Genomic DNA, 17,317 nt, shown 5'->3' with positions numbered 1-17,317 from the left:
ACTACAGCGTCAAGGCGTGCGAGTCTGCAGTGCTACTTTTCCGCCTTTTTCTCCTCGTCTGCTGTACGTAGTGCTGCGTTAGCTGTGACCAGCAGTTTCGCATCGTGGTCTTGGACTGCAGCGTCAACCGTGTCGAACGCTTTCTTCAGATCCTTTTGTGCCAGCTTTGTCGCGCTTCCATTTTCCAAAATGGTTTCGGCTTCCTTTCTCAGGCGCTTAACTAGTTTCGCGGCGCATCTGGTGTCGAGCGTCCCATTGATGACGAACTCACTGATGTAATTCGCCAGCGCGGCCAGCGTCGCAGCGGTCGACTCATTCGCGCCGCTCTTACCGCTCGTTTCGGACTTCTTGCTCATCAGGACTCTCCCGTTAGGACACACTTCCGCAATGCAGGACCAACGCTACGCTCACGGCCGGTGTCGCATGAAATGGTGACAGATTTCGAGCGAAAATAAGACGGTTTTTTTGGATGAAGAGGTGCTGTCATATCGCAACGTTCGGATATCGGTCGATTGTTGCCGCGTGGGGCTATGGGCGAGGTACCGCGGGGTTGAATTTTGGTTTGCTACAGAATTGCTGCAGCTGGAGTGAGCGGCTATATCTGACGGGCCCGGAAGGCCATTATTCAACGACTCATCTGTTCGCTCTCCCGATATCTGATCGGGAGCGGGCGCGATGCCGTACGGCTGCCGGCGACTGCTGATGCCCTTACTCGTTTCTTCCTTGTTCAACCTGTCCGTGCATCGCCGCGATCAGCGCATGCAACTGTTCGATCGCGAATGGCTTGCGGAGCGACGTGCAATCGAATCCGACCTCCTCTGGCGTCGGAGCGTCGCGACCGGAAGCAAACACGATCCTGATGCCCGGATTGCGCTCGACGGCAGCTCTCGCCAGCTCGATACCCGACCGCCCCGGAAGGACGATGTCCGTGAGAAGCACATCGGTCTTCCCTGTCATCAATGCGCGCATTGCTGCTTCTCCATCGGCAGCCTGACGCACGTCATAGCCCAGGGTGGTCAGCAGTTCACTGATCGCCTCCCGCGCGCTTCTGTCATCGTCCACGACAAGGATTGCGATGCTTTCTGGCGCGTGAGACGGCTCGGACGACGGCGAATCTGCCGACGGCGATGCGACCGGCGGGTGCACCTCGGCCGTGCGGGCCGGTCCCAGCATCCGGCGGATTTTCGATGCAAGCTGCTCCCGGCTGTACGGCTTGCTCAGCAGATGCACACCCGTGTCCAGCCGGCCGCCATGGACGATGGCATTCTGGGTATATCCCGATGTAAACAGGACCTTCAGATGCGGCAGCACCCTGGTCGCGAGTTTCGCGAGTTCGGTGCTGCGCATCGTGCCGGGCATCACCACGTCCGTGAACATCAGATCGATATGTATCCCGCTTTGCACGATCACGAGCGCGCTCTGGGCGTCGTCTGCCTTCAGTACGGTATAGCCAAACTGTCTGAGCGTTTCGACCACGGTTGCCTGAACGCGTCTGTCATCCTCAACGACCAGAATGGTTTCAGACCCGCCGGTGAGCGCCACCGGCTGTCTGGGTTCGAGGTCAACGGCATTCTCCATCGAGCGGGGCAGATAGATCTTCACGGTTGTCCCGTGCCCGGGCTCGCTGTAGATCCTGACGTGACCTCCGCTTTGCTTGATAAACCCGTACGCCATGCTCAGGCCCAGGCCCGTGCCTTGCCCTTCCGGCTTGGTCGTGAAGAACGGCTCAAAAGCGCGTTCGAGGACATCGCGGGTCATCCCTGTTCCAGTGTCGGTGATGGCGAGCAGCACGTATTGCCCCTCGCGAACGTCAGCGGCCAGCGCGCTGTAGTGCTCGTCGAGCATGGCGTTCGACAGCTCCAGCGTCAGCTTGCCGCCTTCCGGCATGGCATCGCGCGCGTTGATGGCCAGGTTCAACACCACGTTCTCGAGGTGGTTCGGGTCGACCAGCGTGTTCCACAGCCCGCCGGCAATGACGGTTTCGACCTCAATCACTTCGCCCAGCGCCCGTCTGAGCAGGTCGTCCATGCTCCGCAGCATGACAGCCAGGTTCACGACAATGGGCTGCAACGCCTGACGGCGTCCGAACGCGAGCAGTTGAGAGGCCAGGTTGGCCCCGTGCTCGACCGCATCAATTGCCTTGTAGAGGCGCTCTCTTGTCCAGGCATCACGGCCATGGCGGCCTTCGAGCAATTCCAGATTGCCGCGTAACACCTGCAGCACATTGTTGAAATCGTGTGCGACGCCCCCCGTCAGTTTTCCGAGCGCCTCCATCTTCTGGGACTGAAGCAGCGCCGCGCGTGCCTTTTCCAGTTGCTCCTGAGCGGTCTTGCGCTCCGTCACGTCGCGGGTAATCTTGGCGAAGCCGACCAGCGTCCCTTCCTCGTCGCGGATTGCATCGATCACGACATTGGCCCAGAACCGGCTGCCGTCTTTCCTGACCCTCCAGCCCTCGGTCTCGAACCGCCCTTCCGTTGCGGCTGTATGCAGGCCGTGTTCCGGCAGACCCTGAGCCGCCTCTTCGGCTGTGTAGAACCGCCTGAAGTGCGTTCCGAGCACTTCGCTGGCCTCATAGCCCTTGATCCGCGCCGCGCCCAGATTCCAGTTAGTCACGTGGCCCTCGGGGGACAGCATGAAGATCGCGTAATCGGCTACCCCTTGCACCAGCAGCCGGAACCGCCGCTCGCTTTCGATCACGGCTTCATAGGCCATGCGTTTGTCGGTTGTGTCGCGCACAATCTTGCCAAAGCCGATGAAGGTGCCGTCAGCCGCATAAAGAGGCGTAATGAGAACGCTGGCCCAGAACTTCGTGCCGTCCTTGCGTACGCGCCAGCCTTCGGAATCATATTGACCGTGCTCGCGCGCCGCGCGCAGCGCGGCGTCAGGAACACCGGTGTGCCGGTCGTCGTCCGTGTAAAAGACGGAGAAGTGCCGGCCGATGATTTCATCGGCCGCATAGCCTTTGATGCGTCTCGCGCCGGGGTTCCAGCTGGCGACCTCGCCGTGCCCGGTCAGCCTGAAGATCGCGTACTCCGATACATGCGCGATCAGCAGCGGCGGCCAACTTGATTCGATATCGTCCTCGTCGCCGTGCATTCGCCCCCCGTTGAGTATTAGCGGTCCGACATATCCTTCCAGGACTGCACACGAATCATCCCTCGAGCAGTACCCGGGGCGTTCCATACCACCTGCCATTGTGCCCTGGCCGGCGAGTGGCGAGGCAGGAGTGACCGGATAACGCTTTCGCAACGTAATGGCCAGGCGGACAAACCACTGAGCATTCGGAACTGCTCGATCGGCGGAGAACGGACAAGGCCTTCACAAACGGGTTCGGGGGCGAAACAGGAACGAAGCGTTTAGCTTCGCACACCATACGTCAGCCCAGGCTCGAATCTGCGAACCCGGCGCCATCTGTTTTGGCTGGGCAACCGAGATCTGGTTCTGCGCCGGATGTCCGGCGTCGACGACTGAGTTGAACTTCAACCGGTATGCGCAACGAAGCGCGTCATGCAAGTCAACGCCGTTTCTCCGCTAGCGATGACGGCCGTGCAATCCGGCTTTGTGTCGTTCGGTTGCGCCGCGCTCGCTCTGGGCGTCGCGAGATGGGCGCCTTTCGCTAGCGTTTGGCCCGGGGAAAGGGTAATTCGAAGAGCCGAAACGGGTAGACGCCCGCCACTGTCGTAAATATCTGACTCTGTCTGTCCAGTTCACGAACGGTGCCAAGAACGAAGTCGACAAAGAACATGTCGTTGTGACGGTCAAACGCCGTGGTGATGAAGTAGAGGAAGCCGGCTGCGGCCGCGGGGCCGCTGGCCGGACCCGCTCCATTTATGAATGGAGCAATTCATCGCTGACCTCCCGGAGTTGTCCCGCCCAAATGATTTTCACGACAGCATCTGTGTCGTGTCGAGTTTCCCCCTTGCCGACAAGCCTTCGCCATCTACTGACCCAGTTGCCACCGCAGCACGGGGTGCGTTGCTCCGGCGGGCATGGCCCATACCCCGCCAGGTCCGAAGTCGTATGTGGAACCGAAGCTGACGGGGTTGCTCATCTGGGCTGTGGTCAGGCCCTGGGCGTTGCCAACCTGGGCGCCATTAGCCACACTCACTACAGCGACGGTGGCGCCGGTCGTCTGTGTATTCCAGAACACGTCGCTGCTTATGGTCACTGGCCCGTAGTTGAAGCCCGCGATGCCACCTCCGCCTCCCTGCCCTTGAACGCTGCCAGTGGCAAATGATTGCTCAACACTGCTATATAGATTCACTCCCACTAGCGCTCCCGCGGCTGCATCAGTCGCGCTGACTGCACCCGTGGCGTACGACTGCGTGATCGTTCCTGCGTTTTGACCGGCCAGCCCGCCGGCATAGGTCGAAGTGCCCACAACGCTCCCCGATGCGAAAGACTGCCTGATGACTCCCGCGTTGTAGCCGACGAGTCCACCATCGGAGAAACCTTGAGACGACGACACGTCAGCATTGCTGGATCACGCTTGCGTCCCGGTCGCCCGACAGCGTGAGGGAACCACCGCCCTGCATGAACGCGGAGTCGCAGACATCGAGCGTTGACGCGACGAAACGGCCTCCCGTGCTGATCACGCCCGATGGCCCCACAACGATGCCTTGCGGATTGATCACATACAGGCTGCCCGTCGCACTGAGCCTGCCGAAGATGGCGGACGGCGAGCCGCCCGTCACGCGGTTCAGCGTCGCGCCCGAGCCGTTGTCGAACATCACGCTGTTGTTCCTGCCGATCGAAAAACTGTTCCACTCGATCACGCCGCGCGTCGAACCCGGTTGCGTAACCACGAGGCCGTCTCCATGGCTTGCTATCGCGCCGGCGCCGGCCACGTAAGTGCCGCCTTGTGGAAGTTTGCCCGCCGCGAGCGTCGCATGGGCAAAGGACAGTCCGGTGAGCGCGCTGCCGATGACGAGCCACAGGCGTCCGGCCGACTGCCGACGACGCAGCGCGCGTCGCGCGGGCCGAGGTAGTTCTGGACGTGACATACCCCATTTCCGCGTGGGGCGCGGAATGGCTGACGACGACCCGCAGAGCCGGCCTGAACCGCGATAGTCGTAGCGTCTGAAGAATAGCCGCTGGCGTGGCGGATGCATGCCGACACCTCTGCTTTCTGCGCCTTTTTGACCGGGCGTTTGTGGCCGCTCGTCCTGTTGGGACCCTTCTGACGCGCTTCTTCTATCCCTCAGGTTGTGCGTTGTTCAAGTGCCCAGGACTAATATTTTCCCGATGAAATATAAGCGGTCTCGTAAGCGATTCTTGAACTGGACTCTAAGGCTTGCTAAATTTCAGGGACATTTCCAATGTAAGTTGATGCGGCGATCGATAAGCAAAGGAGAAAGATCTATGGCTGTCGTCGTTCACAACATCGCTGTGGGTCATTCGAGCTGGAGCGTGGCGTGATGCCGAACCAGGCAGCGCCCGGTACGTGCGCCTATCAGCATATCGTGCGCGCCCAAGGTATCAGCCTGTCCTACGGCAAGATACGGGCGCTGTCCGGCATCGATCTGGCCATTGGGCGAAACGAGATCGTCGGCCTGATCGGTGATAACGGCGCGGGTAAGTCGACGCTCATCAAGGTACTGACTGGTGTCGTGCGGCCGAGCACGGGCAAGCTGTTCATCCGGGACGAGGAGGTCGACTGGAACCGCTTTTCGGTGCGCGAGGCGCACCGACTGCGCTTCGAGACGGTCTATCAGGAAAAATCGCTGGGCGAGAAGCAGCCGCTGTGGCGTAATTTTTTTGTCGGCCGGCAGATCACCAACCGGTTCGGCTTCATCAAAGTTGCCGAACAGCGGCGTATTGCCAACGATATTTTGAAGCGCCAGCTCGGTTTCCGCGGCGTGGGGATCGACGCGGATTCGCTGATTGCGAAACTCTCCGGTGGCGAGCGCCAGGGCATCGCGATCGGACGGGCGATGTATTTCGACAGCGATCTGATCATTCTCGATGAACCCACGGTTGCGCTTGCCATTAGCGAGGTACGTAAGGTTCTCGACTTCGTACGGTCGATCAAGGAGTCCGGCCGCGCCTGCATCTACATCGAACATAACCTCGCCCATGTGCACGAGCTCGCCGATCGGCTCGTCGTGCTCGATCGTGGCCGGATCGTCGCGGATATGAAGTCGGGTGAGATGAGCCTCGAGGAACTCACCCGGTTTTTGATTTCGCTACAGCAGAGCGGGCACGGGCCGGCGCTGGCTGCGGGGCAAGGACGTGAGTGATCCGATAAAAGACGAACAGCCGGCGCGGCTGGTGCGTTTTCGCCTGCCGGATTTTGCACGCATCGAGGGAGTGCCGAGCCTGGTCGTGTTCGCGTTGGTGGTCGGCCTGTTCATGGCAACCGCACCGCGCGTCTTTTTAGGCTGGCCAATCTACTTCTCGTTCCTGACCACCGTGCCACCGCTGGCGGTGTTGGCGATCGGGCTCACTCTGGTGGTTGCGGCGGGGGAAATTGATCTGTCCTTCCCCTCCGTGATGGCATTCTCGGGCTTCCTGTTCGCCTGGTGCGTGAACACCACCGGATCAGCCTGGCTAGCCGTGATCGCGGCATTGGCGGGCGGCGCGCTGGTCGGCGTGGTGAACGGGGTGCTGGTCGCGGTGGTCGGTGTGCCTTCGATCATCGTGACAATCGGCACGCAGTTCCTCTGGGCTGGGGTTGCTTCGATCCTGTCCGGCGGGCTCTCCAATGCGCTACAGGAGCTCGCCAACGGTTCAGCCTATGCAGTATTCGCGGGCACGTTGTTCGGTGTGGTCCCTATGCAAGCGCTCTGGGCGCTCGGGCTTGCAGTGTTCATGTGGTTCATCCTCAATCGTCACCGTTTTGGCGAGCACCTGCTGTTCATCGGAGACAACCGAAACGTGGCGAAGGTCGTGGGCATCAATGTCGTGCGTGAGACGGTGAAATTGTTCACGCTGATGGGTGTGCTGGCCGGTTTCGCCACGGTGCTGCTCACGCTCGAGAATCTGAACTATTTTTCAACCCAGGGGCAGGGCTATCTGCTGCCGGCGCTGGCCGGCGTGTTCATCGGCGGAACCTCGGTGTTTGGTGGCACGGCGACGATCGTGGGTACCTTCTTCGGCACTTTCGTGATAGGCATGCTGGAGGCCGGAATCGTTGCGACAGGTATCGCCGGCTTCTGGGTACAGGCGATCGAAGGGGTGGTATTCATCGTCGCTGTGACGCTGCATCTGTTGGTAGAGAATCCCGCCAAGCTGCGCGTGTTGCGCGAAAGATTCAGGCTTGGGGGGCGATAAAGCCGTTAAATCAGGAGAAAGGAGCAGAAATGATCAAGATCATGACGGGATCCCTCCTGGGGGCGAGTATTCTCGCGTTTGGCCTCGCGCAGATGGCCGGTGCCACTGAGCCGACCACGACGGGGCCGCTCGGCGCCGGTATGACAATGTATATGCAGATGGGCGGAAACCCTGGCGACGGCGCGACGCTGCCACGTCAGACCGGGGCTGCGGACGCGGGGCATGCCTTAGGCATCAAGGTAATCGAGCAGTTCTCGGCCTGGAGCCCGGAGACAATGCTTGCGCAGTTTCGCCAGGCGATGGCGGCTCATCCGACGTGCATCGGCATCATGGGCCATCCGGGCGATCCAGCCTTCGCGCCACTGATCAAGCAGGCGGTAGACCAGGGCATCATCGTTACCGTCGGCAACACGCCGCTACCCGAGAACCAGAAACTTTACGACGCGAAGGGCTTCGGCTACGCCGGCGTCGAACTCTACGTAGGCGGGCAGATCACCGCGCAGGCGATGCTCAACGCTGGGATCAAGAAGGGCGACGAGGCGCTGGAATACGGCGTGTTCAACGAGAGTGTGCGCAGTCAGTCTGACCGTGGCCTTGCCGAAACGCTGGAGAAGGCCGGCGTAAAGGTGACGAGGCTCAATATCTCACCTCAGGTGGATTCCGATTCATCGCTCGCCGTGCCGATCCTGGTCGCCTTTATCCAGGCGCACCCTAATCTGAAGGCGATTGGGACTCAGCACGGCGGTGTAACCGGGTTCATTCCGCAGGCGCTCCAGCAGGCTGGCAAGAAGCCGGGACAAATCATCATTGGTGGCATCGATCTGGCACCGGCCACGATTTCGGGGCTGCAGAGCAAATACATCACCGCGACGCTCGACCAGCAACTTTATCTGCAAGGCTTCCTGCCGGTCACGCAATGCGTGCTCTCGGCTGCTTATCATTTCGCGGGACTGACCATCAACACCGGCGCAGGCGTCCAAACACCTGCGACGATCGACTCGCTCATTCCGTTGATCAAACGCGGAATCCGCTAAGGTCGGATGATGTGAGATGGAATGGCGTGTGTGTTGCCGTCACACACGGATCAGGGTTGGCGTTTGCCGCGACCACCAGCGGGTTTGCCAGCCGGCTTACGTGAACCCGGAACTGGCTTGCTGACGGGTTTGCTGCGTGGCTTTTGCACGCTGAATGGGCTACCGCTGGACAAGCTTGTGCCTTTACCCGCGGCCACAGCGCGTTGCGCTGCAGGCTTGCGTTTGTTTTCGCCACTTTGCGGGCGCGGTTTTTCGCTGAGCACCTGCATGGCGCCCGGCGCAGCTTGCGGCACTTTGGGCTTCTTAGGCTTTTTGGGTTTCTTGATGATCTGGCCCGTCGCGCTAGTTTGCGGCACGCGGTGTTCGGCTTCAAAACCCGGCTCTTCTTCACGGGGCAGCGTTTGCCGGATCAGCGCTTCAATCGCGGCCAGTTGCGGGGCTTCATCGGCGCACACAAGGGACACCGCCACGCCGCTGGCGCCCGCTCGGCCGGTACGGCCAATACGGTGCACATAGTCTTGCGCCACGATCGGCAGATCAACGTTGATCACCAGCGGCAGATCGTCGATATCCAGCCCGCGCGCAGCCACATCGGTAGCTACCAGCATATGTACTTCGCCCGTCTTGAAGCGCTCCAGCGCACGCAGGCGCGCGGGTTGCGGTTTGTCGCCGTGGATGGTGTCGACCGCATAGCCCGCTTCATCCAGCATGGCCGCCAGGTAATCCACGCCATTGCGGGTTTTGACGAACACCAGCGCGTGCTTCCAGTCGTTCTCAGCCACAAGGTGCAGGAAAAGGTCGGGCTTGTTCTTTTTATCCACCGGCACCACCCACTGCTTGATCTTACTGGCCGTGGCATTGGGCGGGCTGACGCTGATATTGACCGGGCCGCGCAGAATGCCCGCCGCCATGGCGCGGATCTCATCGGTAAACGTGGCAGAGAACAGCAGGGTCTGGCGCTGAGCGGGCAAGGCAGCGAAGACGGCGTTGAGCTCGCGCGCAAAGCCCAGATCCAGCATGCGGTCGGCTTCATCCAGCACCAGCGTTTGTACCTGATCAAACTGCACCGCGTTCTGGCGATGGAGATCTAGCAAACGGCCCGGCGTGGCGACGAGCACGTCCACGCCTTTGCGCAACTTCATCATCTGCGGGTTGATACTCACACCGCCGTAGGCGGCCAGAAATCGTAAGTCGAGGCCTTTGCCGTAAGCGATAAAGCTTTGCAGCACTTGTTCGGCCAGTTCACGCGTGGGCACCAGCACCAGAACACGCGCGCGGTTGCTGGACACCGCCGGGCCGTGTTGCACCAGCCGTTGCAACAGCGGCAGCGCAAAACCCGCCGTTTTGCCAGTGCCGGTCTGTGCCGCAGCCATGACGTCCTTGCCACTGAGCACAGCAGGAATCGCCTTGGCCTGCACCGGCGTAGGTGTCTGGTAATTGAGGTCCTGCACATTGCGCAGCAAGGGATCGATCAGGCCAAGCGAGGCAAAAGACATTGGCGTATTCCGGGCTAAAGCCGCAATTCTAGCGGTTACCGCCTGAACCGTCGGTCTCTGGACGGCCCCTGCAAATCCCGCCGGAATGATATATGATGGTCATCATGAAAAATCCACCCATCACCCGGAAGCAAGCCAGCCGCAAGGAAATCACGCACGAGCGCATCGTCGAGGTCGCCGCACGCGCGATTCGGCGCAGCGGCTACGACGGCACGGGCGTGGCTGACATCATGAAGGAGGCAGGTCTGACGCATGGCGGCTTCTATGCCCATTTCCCGTCGCGCGAGGTGCTGCTTGCCGAAGCCGCTGACCGCGCCGGAGCTGAATCCGTGGCGCTGTCGGAGCGTATCGCCGCGTCGGTGCCGCCGGAACAGGCATTGCCGGCGATGATGCGCGCCTATCTGTCGAAGCAGCATTGCGAGAGCATCGAGACAGGTTGCCCGATCTCTGCCCTCGGCTCGGAGATGCCGCGCCAGGCGCCGGCCGTACGGCGCGCGGCCACCCGCCGCATCAAGGAGATGATCGATGTCGTTGCGCGCCAATTGCCCGATTGGGGTCAGCCAGGCGCGCACGAACAGGCGCTTTTGATGGTCGCCACAATGGTTGGCACGATGGTGATGGCGCGTGCCGTCGACGACCCCAAACTATCGGAGAGTTTTCTTGAAGCGGCATTGAAAAAACTCGCACCGACTGATGCGTAGATACGCCGGCCCTGTGCCGGTTTTCGTTGGACCGAAAATATGATCATCATCATATTTTAGTGAAACGAATGCTCAACCAACCACGCAAAGACATCTTGGGAAGAACATCATGCAAACCAAAATAGCGCTCGTGACGGGCGCCTCGTCAGGAATCGGCGAAGCCACGGCAAAGCGGCTTGCGAAGGCCGGATACAAGGTCTACGGCACCAGTCGGCGCGGCCAACGAGCCGGCCAACAGTCGTTCGACATGCTGCCGCTCGATGTGACCAGCGATGCATCCGTTGCAGCCGCCGTCAGCGAAGTGCTGCGCCTGCAGGGCCGCATCGACCTGCTGGTGAACAATGCCGGTTTCGGCGTCGCCCCTGCCGCCGCGGAAGAGAGTTCGATCGACCAGGCACGCACGATCTTCGATACGAACTTCTTCGGGATCATCCGCATGACGCGTGCTGTCGTGCCTCATATGCGGCGACAACGCAGCGGCCGCATCATCAACATCGGTTCCGTGCTCGGTTTTCTGCCAATGCCCTATATGGCGCTGTATTCCGCCACCAAGCACGCGGTGGCAGGTTATTCGGAGTCGCTCGACCATGAGTTGCGTACGCTGGGCATCCGCGTATCGGTCATTGAACCTGCCTACATCAAGACGCCTTTCGACGCGAACTTCATCGCGCCCGACGCCCCTCTCGACGAATACCGCGAGGTGCGCTCGGCCGTGGACAAGCGAGTGAAGGAAGTGGTCGAGGGCGCCGACGGTCCCGAGGTCGTGGCCGAAACCGTGCTGCAGGCCGCCATCGCGGCTCGTCCGAAACTCCGCTATACCGCTGGCGGACTCGCCGCCCGTCTGCGATTGCTGCGCAGATTTGCGCCCGCTGGACTGGTGGACGCCGGTATCCGCAAAGATCTGCGGCTGGCAACGTAGACGACGTGACTGTCCCCTCCCTGTTCAAAGGCTCTGCATCCGTGCTACTGCCAGCGAAACAACCAGACTTAACGAGCAACTGACAAGGAACCATGATGCAAGCATTCGTCGTCGATCGATATGGACGCAACAATGGCTTACGATCCAGCGATATGCCGGTTCCAGAGCCGCGCGAGGACGACGTATTGATCCAGATCCACGCCGCGGGCGTGAACCCGCTCGATGCCAAAATCAGAGACGGAGAGTTCAAGCTCATTTTGCCCTATCGTTTGCCGCTGATTCTGGGCAACGATCTGGCAGGGGTTGTCGTGCGCGTCGGCTCGCGCGTGCGGCGATTCAAGCCCGGCGACGAGGTCTACGCGCGCCCGCACAAGGATCGCATCGGCACTTTCGCGGAATTCATTGCGGTCAAAGAGGATGGCGTGGCCCTCCAGCCGACAGCGCTCACGATGGAGGAAGCGGCTTCAATCCCGCTGGTGGGATTGACCGCCTGGCAGGCGCTGATCGAAAAAGGGCAATTGAAGAAAGGGCAGAAAGTGCTGATACATGCCGGCGCGGGCGGTGTCGGCAGCTTCGCCATTCAACTGGCGAAGCATGTGGGCGCGACCGTCGCGACAACAGCGAGCGCGCGGAATATCGAACTGGTGAAGCAACTCGGCGCGGATATCGTCATCGATTACAGGAAAGACGACTTTGCGGCCATCCTGAAGGACTACGACCTGGTACTGGATACGCAAGGCGGCAATGCGCTCGAGAAGTCGCTGCGTGTGCTCAAGCCGGGTGGCAAACTCATCGGGATCGCCGGTCCGCCTGATGCCGACTTTGCGAAAGAGATCGGTGCGTCGTGGTTCCTGAAAACGGTGATGCGCTTTCTGAGTTATCGCATCAGAAAGGCCGCGAAACGTCATGACGTCAGCTATACATTTCTCTTTATGCGGGCCAGCGGAGAACAGCTCAGCCGGATTGCCGCACTGATCGACGCGCGAGCGATACGACCCGTCATCGATCGGGTCTTTCCGTTTGAGTCGACCCAGGAGGCTTTGGCTTATGTCGAAACCGGACGTACCAAGGGTAAGGTTGTCATCAAGATCCGACAGTCAGCGTGAAGCAGGGCAGATGGCAAAAGAGGCGCGATCGAAAAGATCGCGCCTCTTTTTTCAGCGGAGCCCGATCGCCATCACGTCAATCGATCGCCCTACCCGCGGTCTCGCGCATGAACGGCAACGGCAGCAACGACACGACGCTGCAACCGATCAGATACCACGCCGGCGCGAGATTGCTGCCCGAAATCTGGATCAGCCAGGTCGCGAAAAACTGCGCGAAGCCGCCGAAGACCGACACGCCGAGGCAGTACACGATCGACATGCCGGTCGCGCGGATCGCGCGCGGAAACAGCTCGGGCAGCATGACGATATTGGGCACCGCGGTGAACGTGACGAGCAGCGCGAGGCCCGCGACCACCGCAAGCAGCACCGGCACCGTCGGCGACGCGTTGATCGTCATGAAGGCCGGGTAGACGGCGAGAATCAGCAGCACGCGCGATACCCACAGCACGCGCTTGCGGCCGACCCGATCCGACAGCGCGCCCGCGAACGGCGAGCAGATCACCGTGACCACCGCGCCGGTCCACGCGGCCCACAGCGCGGTCGCCATCGGCAGATGCAGGATGCGGATCGCGTACGTCGACAGGTAGAACAGCACGATGTAGTTCGCCGCGGTGCCGCCGATCGTCGTCAGCACGCCGGTCGTGATCGAGCGCGCGTGGTCGCGGAACAGGTCGCGCACAGGTAGCGACGGAACTTGCGCAGCGGGCTTCGCAACGGTATCCGAAGCAGCCTGCGCAACAGCGCCGCCAGACGCTGCCGTGCCATCTTCAACACCCGGCAGCGTCTCGTCGAGATGCCGCCGGATATAGATGCCGACCGGCCCCATCGCCATGCCGATCAAGAACGGCACGCGCCAGCCCCAGCTTTCGAGCGCGGCCGGCGACAGCGTCGCGGCCAGGGCAACGCCGAGGAGCGACCCCACCACCGTGTTCATCCCCTGGCTCACGAACTGCCAGCTCCCGTAGAAGCCGCGCGTGCGATCGCTGCCGTATTCGAGCAGCAGCGCCGTCGATGCGCCCACCTCGCCGCCCAGCGCGAAACCCTGGATCAGCCGCGCGAGAATCACGAGCAGCGGCGCCGCGACGCCGATCGCCGCATAGGTCGGCGCGAACGCGATGATCGCGGAACCGAGCGTCATCAGCCACAGCGTCAGGCTCATCGCGGCCTTGCGTCCGGCGCGGTCCGCGTAGCCCCCCAGCACGATGCCGCCCACCGGCCGCATGATGAAGCCGACGCCGAACGTGCCGACCGCGAGCATCAGCTGCACGAGCTGACCTTCGACCGGGAAATACAGCTTGCCGATGATCGTCGCGAAGAAGCTGTAGATCGTGAAGTCGAAAAACTCGAGGCCGTTGCCGAGCGTGATCGCGGCGATCGCCTTCGCATGGCCGACGCGCTTTTGAGGTTCATCGGCGAGGCGCTGCGCATCGAGCGCGTCGAGCGCATCGAGCCCATTGGCGCTCGCGGACCGCGGTGAGGCTGAATAGTCCATCTGTGTCTCCGTCATTATCTTGTGGCTGCTACGGCAAGGCGCTCGGGCGCCGCCACCGCGTCAAACGAGGAACGTCTGCGCGAGCTTGACCCAGTAGGCCGCGCCGGTCGCGAGGCAAGCGTCGTTGAAGTCGTAGCCGGGGTTGTGGACCATGCAGCCGCCCTCGCCGTCGCCATTGCCGATGATCAGATAGCTGCCCGCGCAGCGTTCGAGCAGGAACGCGAAGTCCTCGCTGCCGGTCAGCGGCTGCATGTCGTGAATCAGCCCGTCGACGCCCAGCCAGTCGAGCGCGACCTGGCGCGCGAGCGCGGTCATGGCCGCATCGTTGACGAGCACCGGGTAGCGGCGCTGATAGTCGACCTCGGCACGCGCGCCGAACACGGCCGCCTGCCCGGTCGCGACCTCGGTGATGCGCTGCTGCAGATGGTCACGCACCTCGGGCCGCAGCGCGCGCACCGACAGGCGCATCTCGGCGGTTTCGGGGATCACGTTCGGCGCTTCGCCCGCGTGAATCGCGCCGACCGTGATGATCGACATATCGAGCGGCGCGATGTTGCGCGACACGATCGACTGCAGCGCGAGCACGATCTGCGCGCACACGACGACCGGATCGACCGCCTTGTGCGGCACCGCGCCATGGCCGCCGCGGCCGATCACCTTGATGATCACCGTATCCGACGACGCCATGAACGACCCCGGCATGAAGCCCAGCTTGGCCGTAGGAAAGCCCGGCATGTTGTGCATCGCGAACACGGCGTCGCAGGGAAACCGTTCGAACAGGCCGTCGTCGAGCATTTTCTTGGCGCCGGCGAGCCCTTCCTCGGCCGGCTGGAAGATCAGATTCAGCGTGCCGTGGAAGCTTTTTTCGCGCGCCAGATGCCTGGCGGCGGCGAGCAGCATCGCCGTATGGCCGTCGTGACCGCATGCGTGCATCTTGCCGGGCAGCTTGCTCGCGTACGGCAGGCCAGTGGTTTCGTGGATCGGCAGCGCGTCCATGTCAGCGCGCAGGCCGAGCCGGCGGGTGCCGTGGCCGAGCTTCAGTTGCCCGACCACGCCGGTCTGCCCCAAGCCGCGATGGACGCTGTAGCCCCACTCCCGCAGGCGGTCGGCGACCAGATCGCCGGTTGCGAACTCCTCGTAGGCCAGCTCCGGATGCGCGTGGATGCTGTGTCGCAGCGCGATCATTTCCTGTTCGACTTCGGCGATGCCCGCCGGAATGACCATCGTGTTCATGCCATCTCCTGTCGTTCGGACCTGGCGCTTCAGCGCTTGGTCCGATCCCATGCAACTGGTTGCGCCCCTGTCAGCGTGAACCCAGCATAGCGGCGCCGATATTTGGGCGGCAGGCGTAGAATCGTTGCGGTGCCAACCCTTGGTTGCCCCCGTCACGCCTCTCATTCGAATGAAACTGCATCAGCTCAATACCTTGGCGGCGATTGCCGATACCGGAAGTATCCGGGCGGCTGCCCGCTCGCTGGGGCTTTCCCCGGCCGCCGTGACCAAGGCGATGCGCGAGCTCGAAGCCGATCTGCACGCGCCGCTCGTCGTGCGCAGCGCGAGCGGTGTCGCGTTCACCGAGTTCGGGCGCGCGCTCGTCGTGCATGCGCGGCTCGTGCTCGGCCAGTTGCAGCGCGCGCAAGCCGAGATCGAGGCGTTGCGCGGAGCCGCGGCCGGCAAGCTGTCGATCGGCGTCACGCCGTGGGTCGCGCTGACTTTTCTGCCGCCTGCCGTGCGGCGTTTTCGCGAGCGGATGCCGGAGGTGCAACTGGAATTTTTCGAAGGCCTGCTCGCGGTCGTGCAGCCACGTCTGCGCGACGGCAGCCTCGATTTTTCCATCGGTCGGCCGCCGCCCGCGTCGCCGCAGTCGGAGTTTCAGAACGCGCCGCTCTTTTCGACGCACGCGGCGGTGGTCGCGCGGCGCGACCATCCGAAGGCCGGTTGCCGCACGTTGCTCGACCTTCAAGACGCGGAATGGATACTGAACTGGGACCCGGCGAGCCGCGAGTCGATGTCGAACAATCTGTTCGTCAAGCGCGGCATGCCGGTGCCGCACACGATCGTGCTCGCGCATTCGCTCGCGATCGTGCTGGGCCTGCTCGCGCACACGGATATGGTCAGCATCTTTCCGTGGCCGCTCGTCGAGGTGATACGCGCGAAGGAAAACCTGTGGGCGCTGCCGCTGCGTGAAACGCTGGACGAAACCATCATCAGCATCACGTCGCGGCGTGGCGCGCCCACGAGCCCGGCGGCCGCCTGCTTTCTCGACTGCCTGCGCGAGACGATCGACGAAGGCGCGCGCTCGCAGGACCCGGAACAGCGCCGCCTGTTTCATTCGATCGAGCTGTTGCTATAGCAGCTGCCGCATTTCTGCATGCGGCACCGCCGCGTAGTCAATCGAGAAACTCGCCCGCCCGCTTTCTGAGCATCGCGCTGAAATCGTCGAGCCAGCCGATCGACAGACGCCAGCTCTGCCAGTACAGATCGACGTCGATATGCTTGCCCGGCGCGATCTCGACCAGTTCGCCGCGCTGCAGAGGCCCGGCGACCATCCGCTCGGGACACATGCCCCAGCCGAGGCTCATCACGCACGCGCGCAAAAAACCGGCGACGTGCGGAATCCAGTGCAGCGGCGGATCGAGCTCCGCGCGCGTAATGCGCCGCATGAAGCGCTTTTGCAGCTGATCCTTCGGATTGAAGTCGACGCACGGCGTGCGCCGCAGGCTGTCGCGCGTGACGCCGTCGGCGAAATAGCGCGCGAAAAACGCCGGCGAGCACACCGCCAGGTATCGCATGCGGCCGAGGCGCGTCGAGCGACAGCCCTGCACCGGTTCGGCCTGCGTCGTGATCGCGCCCTGCACGCTGCCGTCGCGAATGCGCTGCGCGGTGTAGTCCTGGTCGTCGATCACGAGGTCGAGCAGCATTTCGCGTTCGACGCAGAACGGCGCGACCGCGTCGATGAACCAGGTGCCGACGCTGTCGTCGTTGACCGCGACGCGCAGTGCCGGCCACTGCTCGACGAGCGCGCCGGGCAGTGCCGGCAGGCGGCCGTTCAGCTCCGCTTCGAGCAGTTGCACGCGTTCTGTATGGCGGCATAGCAGCGCGCCCGAGGTGGTCGCGACGCACGGCTGCCCGCGCTTCACGAGCACGCTGCCGACGCGCTCCTCGAGCAGCTTGACCCGCTGCGACACCGCGGACGGCGTGATATTGAGCTCGCTCGCGGCACGGTCGAACGAGCCGTGACGGACCACGGCGGCCAGCGCGTCGAGCAAGGCGTAGTCGAGCATTAGCGTTCCTTAA

14 protein-coding genes and 1 pseudogene are annotated in these 17,317 nt (G+C 62.4%); 7 read left to right on the top strand and 8 right to left on the bottom strand.

The annotated features are described in order from the left end of the window. Window positions 1–32 precede the first annotated feature (32 nt). The 4 genes and pseudogenes from HDG33_RS20750 to HDG33_RS20735 form a co-directional block, all read right to left on the bottom strand. Entirely contained in the window at window positions 33–356 is a 324-nt protein-coding gene (locus HDG33_RS20750; RefSeq protein WP_090803934.1) for a hypothetical protein, read from the bottom strand. Between the two features lie 352 nt (window positions 357–708). Next, window positions 709–3,096 (bottom strand): PAS domain S-box protein, encoded by a 2,388-nt coding sequence (locus HDG33_RS20745; protein ID WP_184032710.1) that lies wholly within the window; start codon window positions 3,094–3,096, stop codon window positions 709–711. Window positions 3,097–3,940: 844 nt separating this feature from the next. Further along, entirely contained in the window at window positions 3,941–4,381 is a 441-nt protein-coding gene (locus HDG33_RS38345) for a GLUG motif-containing protein (RefSeq protein WP_409259048.1), read from the bottom strand. Window positions 4,382–4,481: 100 nt separating this feature from the next. After that, window positions 4,482–5,003 (bottom strand): annotated as a pseudogene (locus HDG33_RS20735) (filamentous hemagglutinin N-terminal domain-containing protein); the annotation flags it as partial. Window positions 5,004–5,417: 414 nt separating this feature from the next. On the opposite strand from HDG33_RS20735, the gene HDG33_RS20730 reads away from it, so the two are divergent. Genes HDG33_RS20730 through HDG33_RS20720 form a run of 3 tightly spaced genes read left to right on the top strand, consistent with a single transcriptional unit; the run spans window position 5,418 to window position 8,306 of the window. Next, a complete protein-coding gene (locus HDG33_RS20730; RefSeq protein WP_221307813.1) occupies window positions 5,418–6,239 on the top strand; it encodes an ATP-binding cassette domain-containing protein in 822 nt (273 codons plus the stop codon). After that, on the top strand, window positions 6,232–7,272 hold the full coding sequence (locus HDG33_RS20725) for an ABC transporter permease (RefSeq protein ID WP_311548363.1): 1,041 nt from the start codon (window positions 6,232–6,234) through the stop codon (window positions 7,270–7,272). The genes HDG33_RS20730 and HDG33_RS20725 overlap by 8 nt, the downstream gene beginning before the upstream one ends. Window positions 7,273–7,301: 29 nt before the next feature. Continuing rightward, entirely contained in the window at window positions 7,302–8,306 is a 1,005-nt protein-coding gene (locus HDG33_RS20720) for a substrate-binding domain-containing protein (RefSeq protein ID WP_184032708.1), read from the top strand. 50 nt (window positions 8,307–8,356) lie between these two features. On the opposite strand, the gene HDG33_RS20715 is transcribed toward HDG33_RS20720, so the two are convergent. After that, window positions 8,357–9,802 (bottom strand): DEAD/DEAH box helicase, encoded by a 1,446-nt coding sequence (locus tag HDG33_RS20715; protein WP_184032706.1) that lies wholly within the window; start codon window positions 9,800–9,802, stop codon window positions 8,357–8,359. Window positions 9,803–9,894: 92 nt separating this feature from the next. Here HDG33_RS20715 and HDG33_RS20710 point away from each other — a divergent pair, with 92 nt between their 5' ends. The 3 genes from HDG33_RS20710 (at window position 9,895) to HDG33_RS20700 (ending at window position 12,528) form a co-directional block, all read left to right on the top strand. Then, entirely contained in the window at window positions 9,895–10,503 is a 609-nt protein-coding gene (locus HDG33_RS20710) for a TetR/AcrR family transcriptional regulator (protein WP_184032696.1), read from the top strand. 109 nt (window positions 10,504–10,612) lie between these two features. Then, on the top strand, window positions 10,613–11,422 hold the full coding sequence (locus HDG33_RS20705; RefSeq protein WP_184032694.1) for an oxidoreductase: 810 nt from the start codon (window positions 10,613–10,615) through the stop codon (window positions 11,420–11,422). Window positions 11,423–11,517: 95 nt separating this feature from the next. Beyond that, window positions 11,518–12,528 carry an NADP-dependent oxidoreductase gene (locus HDG33_RS20700; protein ID WP_184032692.1) on the top strand — a complete coding sequence of 337 codons (1,011 nt, stop codon included), beginning with the start codon at window positions 11,518–11,520 and terminating at the stop codon, window positions 12,526–12,528. Window positions 12,529–12,604: 76 nt separating this feature from the next. Here the strand turns inward: HDG33_RS20700 and HDG33_RS20695 are convergent, their stop codons facing one another. Beyond that, a complete protein-coding gene (locus HDG33_RS20695) occupies window positions 12,605–14,020 on the bottom strand; it encodes an MFS transporter (protein WP_184032689.1) in 1,416 nt (471 codons plus the stop codon). 60 nt (window positions 14,021–14,080) lie between these two features. Continuing rightward, window positions 14,081–15,253 (bottom strand): M20 aminoacylase family protein, encoded by a 1,173-nt coding sequence (locus HDG33_RS20690; RefSeq protein WP_184032687.1) that lies wholly within the window; start codon window positions 15,251–15,253, stop codon window positions 14,081–14,083. 169 nt (window positions 15,254–15,422) lie between these two features. Between HDG33_RS20690 and HDG33_RS20685 the strand changes: the two genes are divergently transcribed. Continuing rightward, window positions 15,423–16,373 (top strand): LysR substrate-binding domain-containing protein, encoded by a 951-nt coding sequence (locus HDG33_RS20685; protein WP_184032685.1) that lies wholly within the window; start codon window positions 15,423–15,425, stop codon window positions 16,371–16,373. Window positions 16,374–16,410: 37 nt separating this feature from the next. Here the strand turns inward: HDG33_RS20685 and HDG33_RS20680 are convergent, their stop codons facing one another. Beyond that, a complete protein-coding gene (locus HDG33_RS20680) occupies window positions 16,411–17,304 on the bottom strand; it encodes a LysR family transcriptional regulator ArgP (protein WP_184032683.1) in 894 nt (297 codons plus the stop codon). Window positions 17,305–17,317: the final 13 nt, after the last annotated feature.

Origin of the sequence: Paraburkholderia sp. Cpub6 (assembly GCF_014201065.1) — a bacterium.
Lineage (GTDB): Bacteria > Pseudomonadota > Gammaproteobacteria > Burkholderiales > Burkholderiaceae > Paraburkholderia > Paraburkholderia tuberum.
The sequence above is the reverse complement of the archived record's forward strand: the minus strand, read 5'-3'. Positions and strand labels throughout refer to the sequence as shown.

What these genes read in the sequence shown, in the direction of transcription:
- HDG33_RS20730 (WP_221307813.1), top strand. Translation starts at nt 5,418, where the DNA reads ATGCCGAACCAGGCAGCGCCCGGTACGTGCGCCTATCAGCATATCGTG.
- HDG33_RS20705 (WP_184032694.1), top strand. Translation starts at nt 10,613, where the DNA reads ATGCAAACCAAAATAGCGCTCGTGACGGGCGCCTCGTCAGGAATCGGC.
- HDG33_RS20690 (WP_184032687.1), bottom strand. Translation starts at nt 15,253, where the DNA reads ATGAACACGATGGTCATTCCGGCGGGCATCGCCGAAGTCGAACAGGAA.
- HDG33_RS20750 (WP_090803934.1), bottom strand. Translation starts at nt 356, where the DNA reads ATGAGCAAGAAGTCCGAAACGAGCGGTAAGAGCGGCGCGAATGAGTCG.
- HDG33_RS20695 (WP_184032689.1), bottom strand. Translation starts at nt 14,020, where the DNA reads ATGGACTATTCAGCCTCACCGCGGTCCGCGAGCGCCAATGGGCTCGAT.
- HDG33_RS20700 (WP_184032692.1), top strand. Translation starts at nt 11,518, where the DNA reads ATGCAAGCATTCGTCGTCGATCGATATGGACGCAACAATGGCTTACGA.
- HDG33_RS20745 (WP_184032710.1), bottom strand. Translation starts at nt 3,096, where the DNA reads ATGCACGGCGACGAGGACGATATCGAATCAAGTTGGCCGCCGCTGCTG.
- HDG33_RS20715 (WP_184032706.1), bottom strand. Translation starts at nt 9,802, where the DNA reads ATGTCTTTTGCCTCGCTTGGCCTGATCGATCCCTTGCTGCGCAATGTG.
- HDG33_RS20720 (WP_184032708.1), top strand. Translation starts at nt 7,302, where the DNA reads ATGATCAAGATCATGACGGGATCCCTCCTGGGGGCGAGTATTCTCGCG.
- HDG33_RS20710 (WP_184032696.1), top strand. Translation starts at nt 9,895, where the DNA reads ATGATGGTCATCATGAAAAATCCACCCATCACCCGGAAGCAAGCCAGC.
- HDG33_RS20680 (WP_184032683.1), bottom strand. Translation starts at nt 17,304, where the DNA reads ATGCTCGACTACGCCTTGCTCGACGCGCTGGCCGCCGTGGTCCGTCAC.
- HDG33_RS20685 (WP_184032685.1), top strand. Translation starts at nt 15,423, where the DNA reads ATGAAACTGCATCAGCTCAATACCTTGGCGGCGATTGCCGATACCGGA.